Raw genomic sequence first — 1,158 nt, 5'->3', positions numbered from 1 at the left:
CGCGGTCGGTGACGTCCGCCCGTATACCGTCGAAGCCGGCCGCTTCGATCCGCTCGAGGCCCTCGCCCGACCGGCGAACGCCGATCGGCTCGTGTCCCCGAGACGCGAGCTGTCGGCCCAGTTCGATGCCGACGTAGCCGCACCCGAGAATTGCAACGTTCATGGCCGAACTCGCGGTCGGATATACATAATTTCACCGCTCGCGGTCGAAGTTCCGGCCGATTCCGCGCTGATTCGAGCGTTTTCTCAACTCAACGACTCGAGCGCCGCGGCGGGCATTGCACGCTCGAGGGTGGACCATACGCTCGACAGTGGGGACCACTCACTCGACAGTGACTTCGACCGCGTGCGGGAGGGACGCGTTTTCGGCGTAGCCGCCCTCGTTCCACGGATACTCACCGTCGGCGTCCTCGTCCGGCCCGGCGATCCGCACGGGCTGACGGCGGCCGCGTTCGTCGGTCGCTCGAGAGACGAGCGTGTACGTGCCGGGCGACGGCTCCCACGCGTCGCGGAACAGCCGCCACGCGCAGTCGTAGTTCGGGCCGAAGAACTCTCCCTCCCGCCAGCTGTCGCCGCCGTCGGTCGATACCTCGATCGCCGTCACCTCGTCGTCGCCGGCCCAGGCGACGCCGACGATTTCGACGACCCCGTCCTCGCGCGGGGTGACGGTCGCGCCGTCCGCGGGACGACCGATCGTGGACTTGACGTTCTCGTCGAAGGTGTAGGGGTGGTCGATCTCGTCGGACTCGAGTTGGTCCCAGGTGTCGTACGTCGAAATCGTCGCGTTGGATTCGGGCTCGACGCCCTCGGGATGGATCCGGTAGGACGACTGCTGCCACCGGGTGAAATCGTCGCCGTCGCGGTCGGCCCACTCCTCGCCGTGAACCATCGTCTCCGTGACGTGGAGTTCGGTGACCCACTTGACGCTGTTGACGCCGTACCAGCCGGGAACGAGCAAGCGAACGGGGTGGCCGTGTTCGGGCGGCAGCGCCTCCCCGTTCATCTCGTAGGCGAGGATGCAGTCCTCGAGCGCTTTTTCCATCGGGATCGAGCGGGCGAACCGGTCGTTCTCGCCGTCGACTTCCGGGTGGTCGCCGCCGACCGCGGTGAGCCACAGTCCGTCGTCGGTCGTCGCGCCGCGATCGGCCAGCACTGCCC

The 1,158-nt window shown here is 67.6% G+C and carries 2 protein-coding genes; both read right to left on the bottom strand.

All coding sequences use genetic code 11. The features are described from left to right. On the bottom strand, positions 1-163 hold a 163-nt coding region (locus PGX04_RS19420), incomplete at its 3' end, for an NAD-binding protein (protein ID WP_273740021.1). 159 nt (positions 164-322) lie between these two features. After that, the coding region (locus tag PGX04_RS19415) for a molybdopterin-dependent oxidoreductase (protein ID WP_273740020.1) at positions 323-1,158 on the bottom strand (836 nt) is incomplete at its 5' end.

The sequence above is a fragment of the Natrinema soli genome (assembly GCF_028618695.1).
This window is presented reverse-complemented; position numbering and strand designations above follow the sequence as displayed.